We start from the raw sequence: 15,482 nt of genomic DNA on the forward strand, positions 1-15,482 counted from the left end.
CGCCAGAACGCGGCACGCCGGACCACGGCACGCCGGACCACGGCACGCCGGAACGCCTCACCGGACCGCCGCCCGCCCGGCTCAGGAAGCCTTGCGCAGGCCCCCGAAGACCAGGCGCGCCACCGCGTCGACCACCTCGCGTTCCCGTGCGCCGCCCCGGCCGCCGGGGCCCTCGGGGCGGTACCACTCCACGATCGAGTTGATCATGCCGAAGACCAGACGGGTCGCGAGCCGCACCTCCACGTCCGCGCGCACGTCCCCCTCGGCCGCCGCCGCCTTCAGCAGGTCGGCGACCCGGTGGTCGAACTCGCGCCGCCGCTCCAGCGCCCACCGCTCGGTGTCCGTGTTGCCGCGCACCCGCAGCAGCAGGGTCACGTAGGGCAGCTCGGCCATGAGCACCTCGACCATGCGGCGCACGACGTACTCCAGCCGCTCGGCGGCGGACCCCACGCACGCGTGCTCCTCGCCGAGGATGGCGAAGAGCTCGTCCAGGGCCCGGCTCACGGCCCGGCGCAGCAGCTCCTCCTTGCCCGTGACGTGGTGGTAGATCGACGACTTGGAGATGCCGGCCGCCTTGGACAGGTGCTCCATGGAGGTGCCGTCGTAGCCGCGCTCGATGAAGACCTGCACGGCCACGGACAGGAGGGTCTCGGGCGTGTACGTGTCGCGCTTGGCGGTGGTCATGAGGGGGTGTCCTCCCCTGCGTCGGCCAGATGCGCCTGGCGGTTGAGCGCGCGGGACGGGGCGTAGCGCCCGGTGGGCTCGCGCAGGTGCAGCTCGCCGAGCAGGTCGTGCACCCACCACGGGCCGAGCCGGCGGCCCCACTCGACCGGCCCCAGCGGATAGTTCACCCCGAGGCGCATGGCCGTGTCGACGTCCTCGGCGGAGGCGACGCCCCGGGCGACCGCGTCGTGCGCCAGGTCGACGATCCGGGCCACCGCGCGGGCCACGATCATGCCGGGGACGTCACCGATGACGCTGACCTGCTTGCCGAGCGCCTGGAAGAGGCCGGTGGCCTCGGCCAGGGTGCGGGGCGAGGCGGTGCCGGAGGGGGCCAGGGCGATGCGCGTGGCCCGCCGGTAGTCGAGGGCGAGGTCGAAGTGGACGACGTCGCCCAGCTCGGTGGAGGTCTGCCCTCCGGTGAGGTGCAGCCGTCCGCCGCCGGGGAGCGTGAGCGCCCCGGCCCCGGCGAGCGGCGCGAACGGCCGGTCGTCGCCGGTCTCCTCGCGGACCTCGATGCCCGCCTCGCGGATCAGCTCGACCAGGTCGGCGGCGGGCCCCAGATCGCCCTCGGCGGTCACGTACGCGGGCCGGTCGGCGGGCTCGGCGGTGTGCGGCGCGGGCCGCCCGGCCCCGTCCCGGTAGTCGTACCAGCCCTGCCCGCTCTTGCGGCCGAGCCGGCCCGACTCGACCAGGCGGCGCTGGGCCAGCGAGGGCGTGAACCGCACGTCCTGGAAGAACGCCTCCCACACGGAACGCGTGACGGACTCGTTGACGTCCTGCCCGATGAGGTCGGTCAGCTCGAAGGCGCCCATCCTGAAGCCGCCCGACTCCCGCAGCACCGCGTCGACGGTGGCGGGGTCGGCGGCCCGCTCCTCGTACACCGCGAGGGTCTCCGCGTAGAAGGGCCGGGCGATGCGGTTGACGACGAAGCCCGGGGTGTCGGCGCAGGCGACCGGGGTCTTGCCCCAGGCGCGGGCCGTCTCGTACGCGCGCGTGGCCGACACCGCGTCGGTCGCGAAGCCGGAGACCACCTCGACCAGCGGCAGCAGCGGCGCCGGGTTGAAGAAGTGCAGGCCGACGAAGCGGCCCGGGACGCGGAGCGCGCCGCCGATGGCGGTGACGGACAGGGAGGAGGTGTTGGTGGCGAGCAGGCAGTCCTCGCCGACGACCTCCTCCAGGGCGCGGAACAGTTCCTGCTTGACGTCCAGCCGCTCCAGGACCGCCTCGACGACCAGCGCGCAGTCGGCGAGGTCGGCGAGCCGCTCGGCGGGCTCCAGCCGGGCGCGGGCCGCGTCCCGCTCGGCGCCCGTGAGCCGCTCCTTCTCGACGAGCCGGTCGAGCCGGGCGCCGATCGCGTCGGCCGCTTCCCGGGCCCGCCCGGCGACGGCGTCGTACAGCCGTACGGGGTGGCCCGCGACCAGCGCCACCTGGGCGATGCCCTGGCCCATGGTGCCGGTGCCGACGACGGCCACGGGGCTGCTGAGGTCGAGTGCTGTCATGTGCGCGATCCTCCCGCACGGGGTTTTCCACAGATGCGGCGGTCCCCCTTGTCCCGACCGATCGTTCGGTTACTCTAGCCGTGTCCGCCTGTTTCTGCCCAGGTTTCCCCCAGGTCACGACTCGACGGAGAGCTCGTGAGACGAGGAGTTGGTCCCGCATGGCCGCCGAACTCACCGCGCACCAGCTGATCGACCGGCACCGGCCGACCCTGGACCAGGCGCTGGAGACGATCCGCACGCGCGCGTACTGGTCCCCCCACCCCGAGCACCCCAAGGCCTACGGGGAGAACGGCAGCCTGGACATGGCCGCGGGCAAGGCCGCCTTCGACGCCCTGCTCGGCACCCGCCTCGACCTCGACCAGCCCGGCACCGACGACTGGGTGGGCGGCGAGGTCTCCCCGTACGGGATCGAGCTGGGCGTGACGTACCCGCACGCGGACGTCGACGTGCTGCTGCCCGCCATGCGGGCCGGGCAGAAGGCGTGGCGGGACGCCGGCGCGGAGCTGCGCGCGATGGTCTGCCTGGAGATCCTCAAGCGGATCGCCGACCGGACGATGGAGTTCGCGCAGGCCGTCATGCACACCTCGGGGCAGGCCTTCATGATGGCCTTCCAGGCGGGCGGCCCGCATGCGCAGGACCGCGGCCTGGAGGCGGTGGCGTACGCGTACGTGGAGCAGGTCCGCACCCCCGACACCGCGGAGTGGACGAAGCCGCAGGGCAAGCGCGACCCGCTGGCGCTGACCAAGCAGTTCACGCCGGTGCCGCGCGGCATCGGCCTGGTCATCGGCTGCAACACCTTCCCCACGTGGAACGGCTATCCGGGCCTGTTCGCCTCCCTCGCCACCGGTAACGCGGTGCTGGTCAAGCCCCACCCGCGCGCGGTGCTGCCGCTCGCGCTGACCGTGCAGGCCGCCCGCGCGGTCCTCGCCGAGGCCGGTTTCGACCCGAACCTGGTCGCGCTGGCCGGCGAGCGTCCCGGCGAGGGCATCGCCAAGACCCTGGCGACCCGCCCCGAGATCCGGATCATCGACTACACCGGCTCCACCTCCTTCGGCGACTGGCTGGAGGCCAACGCCCGCCAGGCCCAGGTCTTCACGGAGAAGGCCGGGGTCAACGCGGTGGTCCTGGAGTCGACCGACGACTACCAGGGCATGCTGTCCAACCTGGCCTTCTCCCTGTCCCTGTACAGCGGCCAGATGTGCACCACCCCGCAGAACCTGCTCATCCCCCGCGACGGCATCCGCACCGACCAGGGCGCGAAGTCCTACGACGAGGTGACCGCCGACCTCGCGCGGGCGGTCGACGGACTCCTCGGCGACGACACCCGCGCGGGCGCCCTGCTCGGCGCGATCGTCAACCCGGACGTCAAGGCCCGCCTGGAGGCCGCCGCCGGCCTCGGCGAGGTCGCCCTGGCCTCCCGCGAGGTGACCCACCCGGAGTTCCCGGATGCGACCGTGCGCACCCCGGTGATCGTCAAGCTGGACGGGGCCAAGCCGGAGGACGAGGCCGCCTACACCAGCGAGTGCTTCGGCCCCGTCTCCTTCGCCGTCGCCGTCGACTCCGCCGGCCACGCCGTGGAGCTGCTGCGGCACAGCATCCGGGAGAAGGGCGCGATGACGGTGGGCGCGTACACGACCGACCCGGAGGTCGAGGAGGCGGTGCGCGAGGTCTGCCTGGAGGAGGCGGCCCAGCTCTCCCTCAACCTCACCGGCGGGGTGTACGTCAACCAGACGGCGGCCTTCTCCGACTTCCACGGCTCGGGCGGCAACCCGGCGGCCAACGCGGCCCTGTGCGACGGCGCGTTCGTCGCGAACCGCTTCCGGGTGGTCGAGGTGCGCCGGGAGGCCTAGGCCCCGCCCCGGGACCGCCTCTCAGGAGGCCCGGACCGCGCCCCCGGTCGCGCTCCAGTGGTACAGCGTCATGGCCACGCTGGTCGCGAGGTTGTAGCTGGAGACCTGGGGGCGCATCGGCAGCGCCACCAGGTGGTCGGCACGCGAGCGCAGCTCGGGCGAGAGCCCGCTGCGCTCGGAGCCGAACGCCAGCAGCGCGTCGTCCGGCAGCTCCAGCCCGCGGATGTCCTCGCCCTCCGGGTCCAGCGCGAACACCGGGCCCGGCGGCAGCCGAGCGACCTCCAGCCGCTCCACCGCGGTCGCGAAGTGCAGCCCCGCCCCGCCGCGCACCACCGTGGGATGCCACGGGTCGAGCGTGCCGGTGGTGACGACACCGGTCGCCCCGAAGCCGGCGGCCAGCCGGATCACCGCCCCCGCGTTGCCGAGGTTGCGGGGCTGGTCGAGGACGACGACGGGCGCGGCACGGGGCAGGTGCCCCAGCGCCCGCAGATGGGCCTCCCGCGCGGGCCGTACGGCCAGGGCGGCCACCGCGGTGGGGTGCGGGCGCGGGACGAGGGAGGCGTAGGTCTCCCGCGGCACCTCGGCCAGCAGAGCGTCCAGGGCCTCCCGTACGTCCGGAGCCAGCTCGTCGGCGAGGGCCAGGGCGCCCGCGCGGTCGCCGGTGACGGCCACCGGGACCTCGGCGCCGAAACGCAGCGCGTGCTTGAGGGCGTGGAAGCCGTCCAGCAGCACGCACGCACCGGCGTGCCGGCGCCAGGCGCCCGGCAGGTCGGAGTCGGTCATGCCCCGAAGCCTACGTGCGCCTGCCCGGCGTCCCTCTTGTCCCCGGCCGCGGCCTGCGCGCCGTCCCCGGTGTCCGGTCCGCCCGACCCGTCCCGGGGGCCGGGCACCGCCGCCGCGCCCTCGACACCGCCTCCGTGCCCGGCCCGTGCCCGGTCCGCCGGCCGGCCCGTCAGCCGGTCCCGCACCCGCACCACCAGGGCCCCCGCACGGCGCAGGAACGAGGTCGGCAGGAAGACCGCGTCGGCGGCGATCATCGCCAGCGAGAAGAACGGCAGCCCCAGCGCCACGGCGATCACCGCGTGCTCCGTCATCATGGCGGCCAGCAGCACGTTCTTGACCCGCCGGTTGAACAGTGTGAACGGGAAGGCGACCTGCACGGCGACCGTGCCGTAGGTGATGAGCATGACCATCGTGCCGTTGGCGGTCAGCGCGTCGGAGAGCGCGGGCCACGGCGAGAAGTAGTCCAGGTGCAGCGGGTAGTAGGCAGCGGTACCGTCCTGCCAGCGCGAACCCTGGATCTTGTACCAGCCCGCGGTCGCGTAGATCAGGCAGGCCTCGGCCATGATCACCACCAGCGCGCCGTTGTGCACGATGTTGGTGATCACGTCCAGCAGCTGACGCGGTTCGCCGCTCCCGCCGAGGCGCCCCACGGCCCACCACAGGCCCTGCGCGACCCAGACCGCCCACAGCAGCGCCGGGACGAACCAGTCGCCGTCCAGTCCGCCCGCCAGCGTCACCGTGAGCAGCACGAACCCGAACACGCACCACAGCGCCGGACCGGCCCGGTCGACGACACGCTCTCCGCGCGCGCGGGCCTCGTCCTCCCGCCGCACCCGGCGCGCGTCCAGCGACCACACCTGGGCGCAGCGCGTGAGGACCAGGTAGATGCTCATCAGGTGCAGGACGTTGTCGCCGCCGTCCCCCATGAAGACGCTGCGGTTCTGCAGCGAGAGCACGCCGACCATGAAGAGGACGGACATGGTCCGGGTACGCCACCCCAGCAGGAGCAGCACACTGCTCAGCACGGCCAGCGCGTAGACGATCTCGAACCAGGCCCGCCCGTCGGACCACATCAGCGCCGTGAAGGCGCCGTTGTCGGCGATCAGCTGCTCGGCGAGGTCGTGGGTCCAGGGGCTGCCGGGCCCGTACAGCTCGTCGCGGTGCGGAAGCTCGCGCAGCAGGAAGAGCAGCCAGGTGGCGCTGAACCCGATGCGGATCACGGCGGTCTGGTAGGGACCGAGGGCGGCGCCGGTGACGCGGGCGATACCGCGGGAGACCGAGAGGGTGAGGCCGTTCACGCGGCTTCCCCTTCCTTCTCACGGGTGGACGCCGGCCACCAGGGCAGCTCGCGGTACGTCGCCCGGTCGGAGACCTTCTCGCCGCTCCAGGAGGGCGGCTTCACGTTCGTGGTCCGGGAACGGTACTGGACGCGCTCGACGACACCGCCCGGTTCGGCGGCCTCGGCGCGGTCCAGGCGCAGCACCGCGATGCGCCGCAGATAGGTCTCGGACAGCGTGCCCCGCAGGCCCACCGGGCGGTTGTCGGAGTCGTGGCTCGCGACGAAGAAGTCCCAGGCCCGGCGGAGTTCGTTCTGCTGGGTGTGGCTCGGCAGCGGGTTGCCGTCGATGGCCCGGCCGTCCTCGGCGGACAGGTCGTACCAGCCGGTCGTGCGCAGGGAGCCGTCCGCCTCGCTCACCTCGGCGCGGACCTGGACGGAGACGTTCTGCTGGAGCGGGTTGGGCGCGAAGAGCTTCCAGTTCTGTTCGAACTCCGGGAAGATCCACTCGTCGACCGCGGCACCGTGCTGCTTGGTGAGCGTGTTCGACGGGGCCACGTGCAGGAAGACCAGGCCTATGTGCGCGCAGACGGCGGCCGCGACGACCGCGAGGGCCACCACGGCCCCGACCTGGTAGCGCGGGGAGAGCGCGGCGACACCGGTACGGGGCTCCACGGCCTCCCCGAGAGGCCCGGCCCCGACCCCGACCTCGCCCTCGCCCCCGGTCTCGGACCGGGCGGGCTCGCGCGACTGTGGTGCGACGAGGGCGACGTCGACCATGTGACGCTCCGGCGCCACCTGGTGGACCTGGGCCACCTCCGGCCGGGCGGGATCGCGTGGCTGTCCGGGCTCGTCCGACGTCTCCGGCGTCTCCGGCCGTATGGGTTGGCCGGACCCGTCCGAGCCCTCCGGTCCGGGTGGACCCGATCCCTCGCGCTCCGGGGGCCCCGAGCGCTCCCGCTCGGCCCGGCCCTCCCGCTCGTCACGCCCCTGCCGGGCGTCCGAGCCTGTGTCGTACGCGTCCATCCCGCCCCGTTCCGGTCCCGATCCGTCGTTCCGCTCCCGTCCAGCCCCACCGGGCACGCGGGCGCCCCTCGTGCGGCTGCTCGGCAGCGTTCGAACGGGAACGGTACTCAGGACCGTCCGCCCGCACAGCCCCCGGCGGACCGACGGCGCCGTGGCCGTCACCACATCCACCGTCCGGAACCGGCGTGCGCCGACGCGCCCGCGGTGACGCGGGGACGGACCGGACGGACCGCCGCACGGTCCTAGAGGACGTGCCCCGGCTCGCCCTTGCCGTCCACCACGGGCCGGCCGGCCGCGGCCCACACCTGCATGCCGCCGTCGACGTTCACCGCGTCGACGCCCTGCTGGGTCAGGTACATGGTGACCTGGGCCGAACGTCCGCCGGACCGGCAGATCACGTGGACCCGCCCGTCCTGCGGCGCGGCCTCGGTCAGCTCACCGTACCGGGCCACGAACTCGCTGAGGGGAATGTGCAGCGCCCCGGCGGCGTGACCCGCCTGCCACTCGTCGTCCTCGCGGACGTCCAGCAGGAAGTCGCCGTCCTTGAGGTCCGTGACCTCGACCGTGGGCACACCAGCTCCGAAACTCATGCCCCAGACGCTACCGGAGCCACCGCCCCGGCTCAGTCCTGCCCGCGCGCCGCCGCCAGCTCCGACTCCCGCTCCCGCACCTGGGTCGCCAACTGCTCGGCGATCTCCTCCAGCAGACGGTCGGGATCGTCCGGGGCCAGCCGGAGCATGGCGCCGATCGCGCTCTCCTCCAGCTCCTTCGCGAGCAGCGTGAGCATCTCCTTGCGCCGGTCGAGCCATTCGAGACGGGCGTACAGCTCCTCGCCTCGGCTCGGGCGCCGCTCGGGCACCGGACCGGCGGCCCACTCCTCGGCCAGCTCCCGCAGCTGGGCCTCGTCTCCGCGGGCGTAGGCGGCGTTGACCCGGGTGATGAACTCCTCACGCCGGACCCGCTCGTCCTCCTCCTGCGCCAGGTCGGGGTGGGCCTTGCGGGCCAGCTCGCGGTAGAGCCTGCGGGCCTCCTCGCCGGGCCGCACCCGCTGCGGCGGCCGTACCGCCTGGTCGGTGAGCATCGCCGCGGCCTCGGGGAACAGCCCGTCCCCGTCCATCCAGCCGTTCAGCAGCTCCTCGACCCCGGGGATCGGCAGCAGCGCGGCCCGTGCCTCGTCGGCCCGGCGCCGGTCCTCGGCGTCGCCGGTGCGCGCGGCCCGGGCCTCCAGGATCTGCGCCTCCAGCTCCTCGAGCCGGGCGTACACCGGGCCGAGCCGCTGTTCGTGCAGCCGCGAGAAGTTCTCGACCTCCACACGGAAGGTCTCCAGCGCGATCTCGTACTCGATGAGTGCCTGCTCGGCGGCCCGTACGGCCTGTTCCAGCCGTTCCTCGGGACGCGGCGCACCCCCCTGCTCGGGCTCAGCTTCCGGCGTCGTCACCCGTCCAGCCTAGGCCACGATCCGCCCGCCCCCTCTTGTCCGCGCGGCGGACCGTCGACACCCCGGGGCCGTCCTCACACCCCCCGCTCCGCCGCGACCCGGCCCGCCCGCACCGCGGCGACCAGCTCGGCGTGATCGGCCTCGGTGCGGTCGGCGTAGGCGACGGCGAAGGCGGCGACCGCCTCGTCCAGTTCGTCGTTCTTCCCGCAGTAGCCGGCGATGAGCCACGGGTCGGCGCTGTGCGCGTGGGCGCGGGCCAGCAGGGCCCCGGTCATCCGCCCGTAGTCGTCCATCTGGTCGGCGGCCAGCGCCGTGGCGTCCACGCTGCCCTTGCGGTTGCGGAACTGGCGCACCTGGTACGGCAGCCCGTCGGCCGAGGTCCAACCGAGCAGATTGTCGCTGACCACCTGCATACGCTTCTGCCCCATGACCACCCGGCGCCCCTCGTGCGCCACCTCGGGGACCTCGAAGCCCGCGGTCGCCAGGTGCGGCAGCAGCGCGGAGGGCCGGGCCTCCTTGACCTGGAGCACGAGCGGCTCGCCGCGATGGTCCAGGAGCAGCACGACGTAGGACCGCGTGCCCACGCTGCCGGTCCCCACCACCCGGAAGGCGACGTCCTGCACCGCGTAGCGGGCCAGCAGCGGAAGCCGGTCCTCCGACAGGGTCGTCAGATACTGTTCCAGGGAGGCCGCGACCGCCGCCGCCTCCTGGTCCGTGACCCGGCGCAGCACCGGCGGAGCGTCCACGAAGCGCCGCCCGCCGTCCTCGGTGGGCTCGGTCGACCTGGCGGCGAAGCGCCCGCTGGTGTTGGCCCGCGCCTTCTCCGAGACCCGCTCCAGGGTGCCGAGCAGGTCGTGGGCGTCGGTGTGGGAGACCAGTTCCTCGTCCGCGATCGCGTTCCAGGCGTCCAGCGCCGGGAGCTTGGCCAGCAGCCGCATGGTGCGCCGGTAGGCGCCGGCCGTGTCGTGGGCGGCCTTGCGGCAGGTGTCCTCGTCGGCGCCGGCCTCCCGGCCCGCGAGGACGACGGAGGCGGCGAGCCGCTTGAGGTCCCACTCCCAGGGGCCGAAGACGGTCTCGTCGAAGTCGTTCAGGTCGATGACCAGGTCACCGCGGGCGTCACCGTAGAGACCGAAGTTGGCTGCGTGCGCGTCGCCGCAGATCTGGGCGCAGATCCCGGTCGTCGGCGTGCGCGCCAGGTCGTACGCCATCAGCCCGGCCGACCCGCGCAGGAAGGCGAACGGCGTGGCCGTCATCCGTCCCGCCCGCAGCGGGATCAGCCCGGGTATCCGGCCGCGGTTGGACTCCTCGACCGCGCTCACCGCGTCCGGCCGGGAACCGTCCAGGTCGAGGGCGGCGTGCGCGGAGCGCGGGACGCGCGTGCGCAGCGCCTTGCCCTCGGCCTTCGGCGAGCCACCGCGGGGCCACTCCGCGAACCCCGGCACGACCGGCAACCGCCCGCCCCCTTCCGCGCCCGCGGGCACCCCCGCGTCCGTACGCGCCCCCGGCTTCGCATCCGTCATCCCGGCCGCCTCCCCGTTCCCCTCGCACACGACCCGAGCCGCGCTCGGGCCTCGCTCGCCCACACCGGCCCGCCGTCGTCCACCGGCGTCACCGCGCCCCGACCGTACCCCCGGTCCATCCGCCCGTACACGGCCCCGCGCGACCACCCCACAACATTCCCGCACGAGCCCTTCCGACGACCCGGGCGCGCCCGCTCCTGCACCACCCGCGCACGCCCCGCCGACACCCACGCGCGGTTCCGTCCCACCACCCCGCAACACTCCCGGCACGAGCCCCTGACCACCCGCGTGAACTCCAGCGCACACGCCCTCCCATCACCCCTCCGAACGCCCGCGCACCACCCCGCGCACCACCCCTCCGGCGCCCTCCTCCGAACGCCCGCGCACACCCCTCCCCCCACCCTCCACCACCCGCGCATAACGCCAGGCAAAGGGTGGAACAGAGGGTGCCCGTGCCCTCACCGTCGCGCCTACGGTTGCCAGCGATCACCCCGGGGCGCGCCCTCCGCAGAACAGCAGCCTGCCCCGCACCGGAGGGCGCGCTCCCGTCCCCGACGTCCCGGATGCCGTACGCCCCGTCCGCCTCCCCCAGGGACCACCCCCACCGAGGAGACCGAGGAACCGCCATGACCTCCGACACGCCCGCCACCCCCGCCGGCCCCGCCCCGGACACCGCCGGCCCCGCCCCCGACGCCGACCGCGGCGTCAGCCGCAAGACGCTCCTGCGGGCCGCCGTCGCCGCCGGCGCCGCCGTCCCGCTGCTCGCCACCGGCTCCCTCGCGCTCGCCCGGGACGCCGCCCGCTCCTCCACCGGCCGGACGCTGCCGCCGACCCCCTACTGCGACGACGGCGACGACCCCACGCCGGACCAGATGGAGGGCCCCTACTTCAAACCGAACTCCCCGCTCCGCACCGACCTGGTGACTCCCGGCACCGCCGGCACCCGACTGGCCGTCAGCGGCTACGTGTTCGGCCGGAACTGCGTCCCCCTGCCCGGCGTCCTCGTCGACTTCTGGCAGGCCGACAACGCCGGCGCCTACGACATGGCCGGATACGCCTTCCGCGGCCACCAGTTCACCGACGCGGCGGGCCGGTTCACCCTCCGGACGATCGTCCCCGGCCTCTACCCGGGCCGCACCCGGCACCTCCACGTCAAGGCGCAGGCCCCCGGTGAACCCGTTCTGACCACCCAGCTGTACTTCCCCGGCGAGCCCCGCAACGGCACGGACGCCCTCTTCGACCCGGCCCTGCTGATGAACGTCCGCAGTGTCGGCGGCGGCAGGGAGGCCACGTTCGACTTCGTGCTGGACGTGGACGGCGCCCCCGGCCCGGACCCCACCGACCCGCCGACCGACCCGCCGGGCGGCACCTGGGCGGCCGGCCGCCCGTACGCCGCCGGCGACCGCGTCACCCACGGCGGCCGCTCCTACCGCTGCCTCCAGGCGCACACCTCGATGGCGGGATGGGAACCGCCCCACGTGCCCGCCCTGTGGCGCCCGGAGAGCTGAGACCTTCCTCACAGCACCACGGCGCACCGGACGAGGACGCACGGGACGAAGACGCACCCGGAAGCGGACACGCGAAAGCCCCCCAGGTCCGAGACCTGGGGGGCTTTCGACTGGTGCGCGAGGGGGGAGTTGAACCCCCACGCCCTTGCGGGCACTGGAACCTGAATCCAGCGCGTCTGCCTATTCCGCCACCCGCGCATTGGGTGTGTCCTCGGGGCCTTTCCTTGCGGTCCGGCGCCTTCCGACACGAGAACATTAGCACGCTGGAAGGGGTGGATTCACATCCCTTTCCAGGCGGGAGGCACCGGGGGACCGGGGCGCCCGCCCTCCTTCGGGCACTCGTCCCGACTCCTGGCCGTTCACGTATCAACCTCGTACCGGTCCGGGCCGTCTCCCCGGGAGCCGGTAGGGGTCCGCGGTCAGGTGCGGGACACTGGTCTGCGGCCGCCCCTACGATCCTGGGCATGAGTACCCGCGGGAGCGCGTCCCGTGGGGCCCCGGGAGTTCGAAGGGGACCTTCGGCGGGAACTCCGAGAGGCGTCGACACCCGTCGACCGGGCCGACAGGGGGAACCAGCCGATCGACCGGCGCGTGGATACGATCAGTAAGCAGTACCAGGTGGACAGTGCGCGGGTGAGCGGTACACATCCGGGCAGGACACAGGGCGGCAGTACGCAAGGCAGCAGTGCGCACGGCAGTGGACAGGACGGCAGCGACGGAGGAGGTGCCCCATGGGAGTCCTGAAGAAGTTCGAGCAGCGTCTCGAAGGTCTGGTCAACGGCACCTTCGCGAAGGTCTTCAAGTCCGAGGTGCAGCCCGTGGAGATCGCGGGAGCGCTCCAGCGCGAATGCGACAACAACGCGACCATCTGGAACCGCGACCGCACCGTCGTACCCAATGACTTCATCGTGGAGCTGAGCACGCCCGACTTCGAGCGCCTCAGCCCCTACTCCGGCCAGCTGGGCGACGAGCTCGCCGGCATGGTCCGGGACTACGCGAAGCAGCAGCGCTACACCTTCATGGGACCGATCAAGGTCCACCTGGAGAAGGCCGACGACCTGGACACCGGTCTGTACCGGGTGCGCAGCCGTACGCTCGCCTCCTCCAGCAGCCACCAGGGCGGCGGCCAGGCACCCGCGGGTCCGGCCGCGCCTTCCGCTCCCTCCGGGCGGCCCGGCGCCCCGGGCGGTGGCTACGGATACCCGCAGCCCGCCGCCCCCGCGGGCGCCCCGCCCATGCCGAGCGCGCCGCCGCCCGGCGGCCGCCCCGGCGGATACGGCTACCCGCAGCCCGCGGGGGGCCAGCAGCCCCCGGCCGCGGCCGCGCCCGGCGGACGCACCCGCCACTGGATCGAGATCAACGGCACCCGCCATCAGATCTCCCGCGCGACCCTCGTGCTCGGACGCAGCACCGAGGCCGACGTGCGGATCGACGACCCCGGCGTCTCCCGCCGGCACTGCGAGATCCGGACCGGAACGCCCTCGACGATCCAGGATCTCGGGTCCACCAACGGCATCGTGGTGGACGGGCAGCACACCACCCGCGCTACGCTCCGCGACGGCTCGCGGATCGTCGTGGGCAGCACCACCGTTATCTACAGGCAAGCCGAAGGGTGATCCGGGGGCAATGTCAGAGCTGACCCTCACGGTCATGCGGCTGGGTTTTCTCGCCGTACTGTGGCTGTTCGTGATCGTGGCCGTGCAGGTCATCCGCAGCGACCTGTTCGGTACGCGGGTCACCCAGCGCGGGGCGCGGCGCGAAGCCGCCCGACCACAGCAGGCCACCGCGCGCCAGGGCCAGGCGCCTCCACCGCAGCGCCAGCAGCAGAGCGGCGGCCGGGGCCGCCGTGGCGCGCCCACCAAACTGGTCGTGACGGAGGGCACCCTCACCGGCACCACCGTTGCCCTCCAGGGCCAGACCATCACGCTCGGCCGGGCACACGACTCGACGATCGTGCTGGACGACGACTACGCCTCCAGCCGCCATGCCAGGATCTACCCGGACCAGAACGGTCAGTGGATCGTCGAGGACCTGGGCTCCACCAACGGCACGTACCTGGACCGGTCCCGGCTGACGACCCCCACGCCCGTTGCGCTGGGCGCGCCGATCCGCATCGGCAAGACCGTCATCGAGCTGCGGAAGTAGTGCTACACCAATGAATGAGCGCGAGCGGAGCGAGCACGCAGCGGCGGCCGGCACCCCGGGCCCCGGCGCGCTCCCGACCGGAGGGTGGGCAGTGTGGCTCGACACGACCGGCTGCAGTCGGAGCCGACGGGCGAGGTGCGCATGAGTCTGTCACTGCGCTTCGCCGCCGGATCGCACAAGGGCATGATCCGGGAGGGCAACGAGGACTCCGGTTACGCCGGTCCGCGCCTGCTCGCCATCGCCGACGGCATGGGCGGCCAGGCCGCCGGCGAGGTGGCCTCCTCGGAGGTGATCTCCACCATCGTCGCCCTCGACGACGACGTGCCCGGCTCGGACATCCTCACCTCCCTCGGCACCGCCGTGCAGCGCGCCAACGACCAGCTGCGGCAGATGGTCGAGGAGGACCCCGCCCTCGAAGGCATGGGCACCACCCTCACCGCCCTGCTCTGGACCGGCCAGCGCCTGGGCATGGTGCACGTCGGCGACTCCCGCGCCTACCTGCTGCGCGACGGCGTCCTCACACAGATCACGCAGGACCACACCTGGGTGCAGCGCCTGGTCGACGAGGGCCGGATCACCGAGGAGGAGGCGGGCACCCACCCGCAGCGCTCCCTGCTGATGCGCGCCCTCGGCAGCGGCGACCACGTCGAACCCGACCTGTCCATCCGCGAGGTGCGGGCCGGCGACCGCTACCTCATCTGCTCCGACGGACTCTCCGGCGTCGTCTCCCACCAGACGATGGAGGACACCCTCGCCAGCTACCAGGGCCCCCAGGAGACCGTGCAGGAGCTGATCCAGCTCGCGCTGCGCGGCGGCGGCCCCGACAACATCACCGTGATCGTCGCCGACGTGCTCGACCTCGACACCGGCGACACCCTCGCCGGGCAGCTCTCCGACACGCCCGTGGTCGTCGGCGCCGTCGCCGAGAACCAGGCCCAGTTCGGCGACAACGGCATCATGCAGACCCCGGCCGGCCGCGCCGCGGGCCTCGGCCGGCAGGGCGGCGGACAGCGCGGCGGGGGCGGCGAGTTCGGCCCGCCCGGCAGCGGCGACACCACCGGCTACCTCCCCGCCGGTGACTTCGACGACTACGGCCCCGACGACTTCGTCAAACCCCGCAAGAACCGCCGGTGGCTGAAGAGGTCCCTGTACACCGCCCTCGCCCTCGCCGTCATCGGCGGCGGCGTCTACGGCGGCTGGCGCTGGACGCAGACCCAGTACTACGTGGGCACCAAGGACGACCACCTCGCGCTGTACCGGGGCATCAGCCAGGACCTCGCCTGGGTGTCGCTCTCGAAGGTGCAGAAGGACCACCCCGAGATCGAACTCAAGTACCTGCCGCCCTACCAGCAGAAACTGGTCGAGGCCACCATCCCCGAGAGCGACCTGAACAACGCCCGGGCCAAGATCGAGGAACTCGCGGTGCAGGCCTCCGCCTGCAAGAAGCAGGCCGACCGGCGCACCGCGGAGACCGAGAAGAACGCGAAGACGGGCGAGGGCGAGGCCGGAGGCACCACGGGAACCACTCCCGCCTCCTTCACGTCCAAGGCCTCACCGACACCGAACGCGTCACCGAACACGTCGCAGTCGCCGAAGGCACCCGAATCGTCCGAGTCCCCGTCCACGACCGCACCCACTCCAGGCTCAGGACCGACCCTCTCGGAGGAAGAGCAGAAGGTCGTCTCGCTGTGCGGTAAGCAGTAGGCAAGCCGTG

13 protein-coding genes and 1 tRNA gene are annotated in these 15,482 nt (G+C 73.4%); 5 read left to right on the top strand and 9 right to left on the bottom strand.

Annotated features, from left to right (window positions below; all coding sequences use genetic code 11):
• Positions 1 to 81: 81 nt before the first annotated feature.
• Together ACGF5T_RS05480 and ACGF5T_RS05485 are read right to left on the bottom strand one after the other, a co-directional pair.
• Positions 82 to 684 (bottom strand): TetR family transcriptional regulator, encoded by a 603-nt coding sequence (locus tag ACGF5T_RS05480; protein WP_356602556.1) that lies wholly within the window; start codon positions 682 to 684, stop codon positions 82 to 84.
• On the bottom strand, positions 681 to 2,222 hold the full coding sequence (locus tag ACGF5T_RS05485; RefSeq protein ID WP_366766515.1) for a 3-hydroxyacyl-CoA dehydrogenase: 1,542 nt from the start codon (positions 2,220 to 2,222) through the stop codon (positions 681 to 683). Before ACGF5T_RS05485 ends, ACGF5T_RS05480 begins: the two co-directional genes overlap by 4 nt.
• Positions 2,223 to 2,380: 158 nt before the next feature.
• Here ACGF5T_RS05485 and paaN point away from each other — a divergent pair, with 158 nt between their 5' ends.
• The gene (gene paaN, locus ACGF5T_RS05490; RefSeq protein ID WP_366766516.1) at positions 2,381 to 4,072 is read left to right on the top strand and encodes a phenylacetic acid degradation protein PaaN; all 1,692 of its coding nucleotides are present in this window, start codon (positions 2,381 to 2,383) and stop codon (positions 4,070 to 4,072) included.
• Positions 4,073 to 4,093: 21 nt separating this feature from the next.
• On the opposite strand, the gene ACGF5T_RS05495 is transcribed toward paaN, so the two are convergent.
• The 6 genes from ACGF5T_RS05495 to ACGF5T_RS05520 form a co-directional block, all read right to left on the bottom strand.
• The gene (locus ACGF5T_RS05495) at positions 4,094 to 4,855 is read right to left on the bottom strand and encodes a TrmH family RNA methyltransferase (protein WP_366766517.1); all 762 of its coding nucleotides are present in this window, start codon (positions 4,853 to 4,855) and stop codon (positions 4,094 to 4,096) included.
• On the bottom strand, positions 4,852 to 6,153 hold the full coding sequence (locus ACGF5T_RS05500) for an HTTM domain-containing protein (RefSeq protein ID WP_366766518.1): 1,302 nt from the start codon (positions 6,151 to 6,153) through the stop codon (positions 4,852 to 4,854). The genes ACGF5T_RS05495 and ACGF5T_RS05500 overlap by 4 nt, the downstream gene beginning before the upstream one ends.
• Positions 6,150 to 6,911: a DUF5819 family protein gene (locus tag ACGF5T_RS05505; protein ID WP_392886969.1), complete on the bottom strand. Its 762-nt coding sequence runs from the start codon at positions 6,909 to 6,911 to the stop codon at positions 6,150 to 6,152. Before ACGF5T_RS05505 ends, ACGF5T_RS05500 begins: the two co-directional genes overlap by 4 nt.
• Before the next feature lie 488 nt (positions 6,912 to 7,399).
• Entirely contained in the window at positions 7,400 to 7,729 is a 330-nt protein-coding gene (locus tag ACGF5T_RS05510) for a rhodanese-like domain-containing protein (protein ID WP_366766528.1), read from the bottom strand.
• Between the two features lie 50 nt (positions 7,730 to 7,779).
• Positions 7,780 to 8,595, bottom strand: a complete 816-nt coding sequence (locus tag ACGF5T_RS05515; RefSeq protein WP_361016014.1) for a hypothetical protein — start codon at positions 8,593 to 8,595, stop codon at positions 7,780 to 7,782.
• A gap of 74 nt (positions 8,596 to 8,669) precedes the next feature.
• Positions 8,670 to 10,115 carry a DUF2252 domain-containing protein gene (locus ACGF5T_RS05520; protein ID WP_366766520.1) on the bottom strand — a complete coding sequence of 482 codons (1,446 nt, stop codon included), beginning with the start codon at positions 10,113 to 10,115 and terminating at the stop codon, positions 8,670 to 8,672.
• Between the two features lie 626 nt (positions 10,116 to 10,741).
• Here ACGF5T_RS05520 and ACGF5T_RS05525 point away from each other — a divergent pair.
• Complete coding sequence (locus tag ACGF5T_RS05525) at positions 10,742 to 11,623, top strand: carbohydrate-binding protein (protein WP_366766521.1); 882 nt, start codon at positions 10,742 to 10,744, stop codon at positions 11,621 to 11,623.
• Positions 11,624 to 11,734: 111 nt separating this feature from the next.
• Here ACGF5T_RS05525 and ACGF5T_RS05530 read toward each other — a convergent pair.
• Positions 11,735 to 11,821, bottom strand: a tRNA-Leu gene (locus ACGF5T_RS05530).
• A 533-nt stretch (positions 11,822 to 12,354) separates the two neighbouring features.
• Here ACGF5T_RS05530 and fhaA point away from each other — a divergent pair.
• The 3 genes from fhaA to ACGF5T_RS05545 all read left to right on the top strand — a co-directional run bounded on the left by fhaA (position 12,355) and on the right by ACGF5T_RS05545 (position 15,472).
• Positions 12,355 to 13,239 carry an antibiotic biosynthesis regulator FhaA gene (gene fhaA / locus ACGF5T_RS05535; RefSeq protein ID WP_356602574.1) on the top strand — a complete coding sequence of 295 codons (885 nt, stop codon included), beginning with the start codon at positions 12,355 to 12,357 and terminating at the stop codon, positions 13,237 to 13,239.
• Positions 13,240 to 13,249: 10 nt separating this feature from the next.
• The gene (fhaB, locus tag ACGF5T_RS05540; RefSeq protein ID WP_053134047.1) at positions 13,250 to 13,768 is read left to right on the top strand and encodes an antibiotic biosynthesis regulator FhaB; all 519 of its coding nucleotides are present in this window, start codon (positions 13,250 to 13,252) and stop codon (positions 13,766 to 13,768) included.
• A gap of 141 nt (positions 13,769 to 13,909) precedes the next feature.
• Complete coding sequence (locus tag ACGF5T_RS05545) at positions 13,910 to 15,472, top strand: Stp1/IreP family PP2C-type Ser/Thr phosphatase (RefSeq protein WP_366769201.1); 1,563 nt, start codon at positions 13,910 to 13,912, stop codon at positions 15,470 to 15,472.
• Positions 15,473 to 15,482: the final 10 nt, after the last annotated feature.

The organism is Streptomyces sp. NPDC047853 (assembly GCF_043204535.1).
Classification (GTDB): Bacteria; Actinomycetota; Actinomycetes; order Streptomycetales; family Streptomycetaceae; genus Streptomyces.

Bases quoted from the DNA above. Each gene is read 5' to 3' on its own strand.
- ACGF5T_RS05480 (WP_356602556.1), bottom strand. From the start codon at position 684: ATGACCACCGCCAAGCGCGACACGTACACGCCCGAGACCCTCCTGTCC.
- ACGF5T_RS05485 (WP_366766515.1), bottom strand. From the start codon at position 2,222: ATGACAGCACTCGACCTCAGCAGCCCCGTGGCCGTCGTCGGCACCGGC.
- paaN (WP_366766516.1), top strand. From the start codon at position 2,381: ATGGCCGCCGAACTCACCGCGCACCAGCTGATCGACCGGCACCGGCCG.
- ACGF5T_RS05495 (WP_366766517.1), bottom strand. From the start codon at position 4,855: ATGACCGACTCCGACCTGCCGGGCGCCTGGCGCCGGCACGCCGGTGCG.
- ACGF5T_RS05505 (WP_392886969.1), bottom strand. From the start codon at position 6,911: ATGGTCGACGTCGCCCTCGTCGCACCACAGTCGCGCGAGCCCGCCCGG.
- ACGF5T_RS05520 (WP_366766520.1), bottom strand. From the start codon at position 10,115: ATGACGGATGCGAAGCCGGGGGCGCGTACGGACGCGGGGGTGCCCGCG.
- ACGF5T_RS05525 (WP_366766521.1), top strand. From the start codon at position 10,742: ATGACCTCCGACACGCCCGCCACCCCCGCCGGCCCCGCCCCGGACACC.
- fhaA (WP_356602574.1), top strand. From the start codon at position 12,355: ATGGGAGTCCTGAAGAAGTTCGAGCAGCGTCTCGAAGGTCTGGTCAAC.
- fhaB (WP_053134047.1), top strand. From the start codon at position 13,250: ATGTCAGAGCTGACCCTCACGGTCATGCGGCTGGGTTTTCTCGCCGTA.
- ACGF5T_RS05545 (WP_366769201.1), top strand. From the start codon at position 13,910: ATGAGTCTGTCACTGCGCTTCGCCGCCGGATCGCACAAGGGCATGATC.